7 protein-coding genes are annotated in these 5805 nt (G+C 74.1%); all 7 read right to left on the reverse strand.

The window, feature by feature from the left end; genetic code table 11:
* Positions 1 to 235, reverse strand: a 235-nt coding sequence (locus HMPREF3105_RS02265) for a translation initiation factor IF-2 N-terminal domain-containing protein (RefSeq protein ID WP_141762411.1), incomplete at its 3' end; no start/stop codon positions are given.
* Between the two features lie 191 nt (positions 236 to 426).
* Positions 427 to 768, reverse strand: a complete 342-nt coding sequence (locus tag HMPREF3105_RS02270; RefSeq protein WP_036314070.1) for a YlxR family protein — start codon at positions 766 to 768, stop codon at positions 427 to 429.
* A 42-nt stretch (positions 769 to 810) separates the two neighbouring features.
* The gene (gene nusA, locus HMPREF3105_RS02275) at positions 811 to 1797 is read right to left on the reverse strand and encodes a transcription termination factor NusA (protein WP_036314069.1); all 987 of its coding nucleotides are present in this window, start codon (positions 1795 to 1797) and stop codon (positions 811 to 813) included.
* A gap of 1 nt (position 1798) precedes the next feature.
* The gene (gene rimP / locus HMPREF3105_RS02280; RefSeq protein WP_036314068.1) at positions 1799 to 2386 is read right to left on the reverse strand and encodes a ribosome maturation factor RimP; all 588 of its coding nucleotides are present in this window, start codon (positions 2384 to 2386) and stop codon (positions 1799 to 1801) included.
* Between the two features lie 130 nt (positions 2387 to 2516).
* Positions 2517 to 3266 (reverse strand): sulfite exporter TauE/SafE family protein, encoded by a 750-nt coding sequence (locus tag HMPREF3105_RS02285; protein WP_169577818.1) that lies wholly within the window; start codon positions 3264 to 3266, stop codon positions 2517 to 2519.
* A gap of 43 nt (positions 3267 to 3309) precedes the next feature.
* Complete coding sequence (locus tag HMPREF3105_RS02290) at positions 3310 to 5136, reverse strand: proline--tRNA ligase (RefSeq protein ID WP_070708682.1); 1827 nt, start codon at positions 5134 to 5136, stop codon at positions 3310 to 3312.
* A gap of 120 nt (positions 5137 to 5256) precedes the next feature.
* A partial coding sequence (locus HMPREF3105_RS02295) for a GNAT family N-acetyltransferase (protein WP_246830319.1) occupies positions 5257 to 5805 on the reverse strand: 549 nt, incomplete at its 5' end.

A 5805-nucleotide genomic window follows, 5' to 3' on the forward strand; every position in this document is an offset into this window, starting at 1 on the left:
GGGCGGCCGCCGGCTTCGGCGCGGCGGAACGGCCCGGGGCGGCGGGCGTGGAACCGGGCTTGGCGGCGGACTTGCCGGCACCCGGGTAGGCGTTGCGCAGCTTCTTGACCACCGGGGGCTCGATGGTGGACGAAGCCGAGCTGACGAACTCGCCGAGGTCCTTGAGCGTGCTCAAGGCCTCCTTCGAGGTGATGCCGAGCTCCTTGGCGAGCTCATGGACGCGGACCTTGGCCACGGTTCTCCTGTTCTGGCCCCACGGGCCGGAACGGAGCCGCTCGGGCTGTCCGTCTCAGCGCGTCCTGGGACCGTTGACGTTGCTCCAGGCCGTCGCGCGCGCCACCAGGGCACGCGCACCACGGCCTGCCTGATAGCAGGGGGTGAAGTTCATCGCTGGGCACTCATGCTTCAGTGCTCATCGGGTACGCATCAGATCTCTGACCCGCCTTCATCTGTCGGTCTGTCAGCCGGTGCCTCCGCGGTGCGGCCCAGCGCGTCGGCGTCGACGGCGGACCGGAAGGCCCGCCCGAACGCGCGGCGGCGCAGGGCGAGGAGGAGGCAGTCCTCGCCGGGATGCAGCCACGCACCCCGGCCGGGACGGCGTCGTTCCGGGTCCCAGACGACGGATGGGGGTTCCGTCGAGGAGTCCAGGGCGACGCGCACCAGCTCTTGCTGGTCCGCCCTCGATCGGCATCCGATGCAGGTGCGCACGACCGTCCGAGACGTCATGCGTTCACCCCTCACGGGCGTCGGATCGAGAAAGGACCTCATCCATCCTAGCGCGTCCGGGCCCGGATCTGTTCCCGGGGACGGTCAGCGGCCCGGGGCGGAGGTGGTGACCCCGTCGCCGACGATGTCGATCCGCCAGCCCGTGAGCTTGGCCGCGAGGCGGGCGTTCTGGCCCTCCTTGCCGATGGCCAGGGACAGCTGGTACTCCGGCACCACGGCGCGGGCCGAGTGCTGGTCCGCGTCGAGGATCTCCACCGAGACGGTCGTGGCGGGCGAGAGGGCGTTGGCGATCATCGCGGCGGGGTCGTCCACGTGGTCGACGATGTCGATCTTCTCGTCGTTGAGCTCCGTCATGACGGCGCGCACGCGGCTGCCCATCTCCCCGATGGAGGCGCCCTTGGCGTTCACCCCGGGGCGGGTGGCGCGCACGGCCATCTTGGTGCGGTGGCCGGCCTCGCGGGCCAGCGCCGTGATCTCGACCGAGCCGTCCGCGATCTCCGGGACCTCGAGCTCGAAGAGCTTGCGCACGAGGCCGGGGTGCGAGCGGGACACCGTGACGGACGGGCCCTTGGCGCCGCGCGTCGCGGAGACCACGTAGGCGCGGATCCGGCGGCCGTGGGCGTAGTCCTCGCCGGGCACCTGCTCGGGCGGCGGGAGGACGGCCTCGAGGGTGCCGAGGTTCACCTGGACCATGTGGCGGTTCAGGCCCTGCTGGATGACGCCGGAGACGAGCTCGCCCTCCTTGTCCTTGAACTCGCCGAGGACCTTGTCGTCGTCCTCCTCGCGCATGCGCTGGATCATCACCTGGCGCGCCGTGGAGGCGGCCACCCGGCCGAAGCCGTTCGGGGTGTCGTCGAACTCGCCGATGGGCGTGTCGTCCTCGTCCAGCTCCGTGGCCCACACGGTGACGTGGCCGGTCGCGCGGTCGATCTCCACGCGGGCGCGCTTCAGGGCCCCCGGGGTGCGGTGGTACGCCATGAGCAGGGCCTGCTCGATGGTGGGGATGAGGCGGTCCATCGGGATCTCCCGCTCCGCCTCCAGCATGCGCAGCGCGCTCATGTCGATGTCCAACTCATGCCTCCGTGTGCTCGGCCGTGTCCTCGCCCGCGGCGGCGTCGGCGTCGCCGGCCTGCTGAGCGGGGCTCCACTCTACCTGCACGATCGCCGGACCGAGGCGGTCGAGGGCGACCCGCTCGGCGGGCAGCTCCTTGGCCTTCATGCCCTTCTTCGCGGGCGGGCGCACCACGGCCAGCTCGACGTCGTCGTCCGTCACGTCCTTCAGGCGGGCGGTCACGGGCGCGGCGCCGTCGACCGAGACCTCGACGAGACGGCCGACGTTGCGGGCGAAGTGGCGGGGCTCGGTGAGCGGGCGGTCCACGCCCGCGGTGGTGACCTCCAGCAGGTACTCCCCCGCGCCGACGCCGGGCACGTGGTCGCCCAGGGCGTCGAGGGCGGCGGAGACCCGGCCGGAGAGGCGGGCGACGTCGTCCAGGCTCAGGCCCTGGGTGCCCGAGGCGCGGTCGAGGACCACCTCGACGGTGCGGTGCTCGGCGGTGCCCGTGGCGCGCACCTGCTCCACCACCACGTCGTCGGCCGCCAGGGCCTCCTCGACGCGGGTGCGCAGCTCGGCGAGGTCGTCGCGGCGGTCGGTGCTGTCCATGGGGTGCCTCACTCGTCGGGTCGGGGCCGCCGCGCCACGCGGGCGGGGGCCGGGGTCGGGATCCGGGGCCGAGCCTACCGGCGGCCCACGGCGGGGCCGAGTGCTCCCGACCGGGTCGGACGGGGCGAGCTCAGCGCAGCAGCGGGGCGAGGGTGTCCGCGCCGACCTTGACGATGAGCGCGGTCACCACCATGAGGTACACCACGCGGATGAAGCCGGTGCCGCGGGCGATCGCCATGCGGGCCCCCACGTAGCCGCCCATGAGGTTGGCCGCGCCGAGCAGCAGCCCCAGGCCCAGCACCGCGTGCCCCGAGGGCACGAAGTACGCGAGCGCGCCGAGGTTGGTCGCGAGGTTGACCACCTTCGCCTGTGCCGAGGCGTGCAGGAAGTCGAACTTGAGCAGCAGGACCAGCCCCAGGATGAGGAACGTGCCCGTGCCGGGGCCGAGGACGCCGTCGTAGAAGCCCACCGCCGCGCCGAGCGCCACGGCCCGGGCCAGCGCGGTGCTCCGCCGCGGCCCCACGCCGGCGACCTGTCCGAGGCCTGGGCGCACGGCCGTGAACACGGCGACGGCGATCAACGCCGCCAGGATCACGGGCCGGATCACGCCGGCCGGCAGATGCGCGGCGACCACGGCCCCGCCCAGGGCCGCCGCGAAGGCGACGGCGGCCATCGGCAGTGCGGTGGACAGATCCTGCCGCAGGCGCCGCCGGTAGGTGAGCGCCGACGTCGCCGTGCCGAACACCGAGCCGAGCTTGTTGGTGGCCAGGGCCTGGATCGGGCTCAGCCCGGGCACGAGCAGCAGGGCCGGCAGCTGCAGGAGCCCGCCCCCGCCCACGACGGCGTCGATCCAGCCCGCCGCGAAGCCCGCGGCGAGCACGAGGACGAGCAGCCCGGCGGTCAGCTCGACGGCGCCGAACCACTCAGCGCCCGTCGCGCACCTCCGCGAGCACCGCCGCGACGGCCCCGTCCACGGGCACGGGGCGCGCCTCACCGGTGGCACGGTCCTTGAGCTCGAGCTCGCCGTCGGCCAGGCCGCGGCCGATCACCACGGTGGTGGGCACGCCGATGAGCTCGGCGTCCTTGAACTTCACGCCGGGGCTGACCTTCGGACGGTCGTCCACGAGCACGGTCAGGCCCTCGGCCTCGAGGCCCGCGGCGAGGGTCTCGGCGGCGGCGAGGCCGTCCTCGCCCTTCGTGGCGACGACGACGTGCGCGTCCGCCGGGGCCACCGCGCGCGGCCACGCCAGGCCCTTGTCGTCGTGGTAGCGCTCGGCGATCGCGGCGACGGCGCGCGTGATGCCGATACCGTAGGAGCCCATGGTCACCACGACCTGCTTGCCGTGGACGTCGAGGACCTTCAGGTCGAGGGCCTCGGCGTACTTGCGGCCGAGCTGGAAGATGTGGCCCATCTCCATGCCGCGGCGGGTGTGCAGCGGGCCGGAGCCGTCCGGGGCCTCGTCGCCCTCACGCACCGCGGTGGCCTCGAGCACGCCGTCCCACGTGAAGTCGCGGCCGGCCACGAGGCCGAACACGTGGCGCTGGTCCGCGTTCGCGCCGGTGATCCACGCGGTGCCGGGGGCGATGCGCGGGTCCACGAAGAAGGGCAGTCCCGAGACGGAGCCCTCCGCGCCGAGCACCGGGGTGCCCTCGACCGCGTCGGCGGCCGCGGGGCCGATGTAGCCCTTGACCAGGGCGGGGTGCGCGGCCAGGTCCGCGGCGGTCGCGGCCTCGAGCGTGGGCTCGCCGACCACGCCGAGCGCCGGGCCCACGGACGCCTCGAGACGCTTGAGGTCCACCTCACGGTCGCCGGGCACGCCCACGACGAACGGGCGGCGCTCGCCGCCGTCCACCACCGCGGTGACCACGACGCACTTGAGCGTGTCCGCGGCGGTCCACGGCTCGCCCTCGCGCGGGGCCAGCCGGTTGGCGACGTCCACGAGCGCGGCGATGGTGGTGGAGACCGGGGTGTCCTTGACCTCGGCGGCGGGCAGGGCCGCCATGGCCGCCTCGTCCAGCGGGGCGGGGGCCACCGTGGTGACGGCCTCGACGTTGGCCCGGTAGCCGCCGTCGGACTCGACGAAGGTGTCCTCGCCCACCTCGGTGGGGTGCAGGAACTCCTCGGAGCGGGAGCCGCCCATCGCGCCGGAGGTGGCCCGCACCGGCACCACCTCGAGGCCGAGGCGGTCGAAGATCCGCAGGTAGGCGGCCCGGTGGGCCTCGTACGCGGCGTCCAGGCCGGCGTCGTCCACCGTGAAGGAGTAGGAGTCCTTCATGATGAACTCGCGCCCGCGCAGCAGGCCGGCCCGCGGGCGGGCCTCGTCCCGGTACTTGGTCTGGATCTGGTACAGGTACGCGGGCAGGTCCTTGTACGAGGAGTACAGGTCCTTCACCAGGAGCGTGAACATCTCCTCGTGCGTGGGGGCCAGGAGGTAGTCGTTGCCCCTGCGGTCCTGCAGGCGGAACAGCCCGTCGCCGTACTCCTCCCAGCGCCCCGTGGCCTCGTAGGGCTCCCGCGGCAGCAGCGCCGGGAAGTGCACCTCCTGGGCGCCGATCGCGTCCATCTCCTCGCGCACGATCCGCTCCACCTTGGCCAGCACCTTCAGGCCCAGCGGCAGCCACGAGTAGATGCCCGGGGCCGCGCGACGGATGTAGCCGGCACGGACGAGGAGCCTGTGGCTCGCCACCTCGGCCTCCGCCGGGTCGTCGCGCAGGGTGCGCAGGAACAGGGTGGACATGCGCAGGGGCATGACGGGGCCTCCTCGGACGGGCTCGCGCGGTCGGGGGCGGCGCGCGGGACGGGACGACGCCGGCACGGGGTGCCCGGCGTCCTGACCGCCGATCCTATCGCCCGCGCAGGGCCCGCCGGGTCAGTACAGGACGGTCGCGAACGTGCCGCGCCGCTCGAACCCCACGCGCTCGTACGTGCGCAGCGCGGGGGTGTTGTACGCGTTGACATAGAGGCTGACCACGGGCGCCTGGAGTCGCACGTAGTCCACGACGGCGGCCATCGCCGACGCCGCCAGTCCTCGGCCCCGCGCGGCGGGGGCCATCCACACGCCCTGGATCTGGGCGCACCGGGAGGAGAGCAGCCCGATGTCCGCCTTGAAGCGCAGCGGGCCGCCCGCGTCGCGCGGTCCCGGGTCGATGAAGACGCGTCCGGTGTGGATCAGCCGCTCGACCCGGTCCCGGTACTGGGCCGCGCCCCCGGCGAACGGGGAGAAGCCGAGCTCCTCCTCGAACATCGCCGCGCTGGCCGGCAGGACGCGCGCGAAGTCGTGTGGCTGCGCCTGCACCACGTGCGGGTTCGGGTCGATCCCCCCGGCCGTGCCCAGCACGAGCAGCGGCTGGTCGGGGCGCACGGACCGGGACCGGTGGCCCGCGGCGGCGAGGGCCTCGCCGGCGGCCAGCACGGGACC

The sequence above is a fragment of the Micrococcus sp. HMSC31B01 genome (assembly GCF_001816085.1).
GTDB classification, from domain to species: domain Bacteria; phylum Actinomycetota; class Actinomycetes; order Actinomycetales; family Micrococcaceae; genus Micrococcus; species Micrococcus luteus.

Bases quoted from the DNA above. Each gene is read 5' to 3' on its own strand.
- HMPREF3105_RS02290 (WP_070708682.1), bottom strand. From the start codon at position 5,136: ATGCCCCTGCGCATGTCCACCCTGTTCCTGCGCACCCTGCGCGACGAC.
- rimP (WP_036314068.1), bottom strand. From the start codon at position 2,386: ATGGACAGCACCGACCGCCGCGACGACCTCGCCGAGCTGCGCACCCGC.
- HMPREF3105_RS02270 (WP_036314070.1), bottom strand. From the start codon at position 768: ATGAGGTCCTTTCTCGATCCGACGCCCGTGAGGGGTGAACGCATGACG.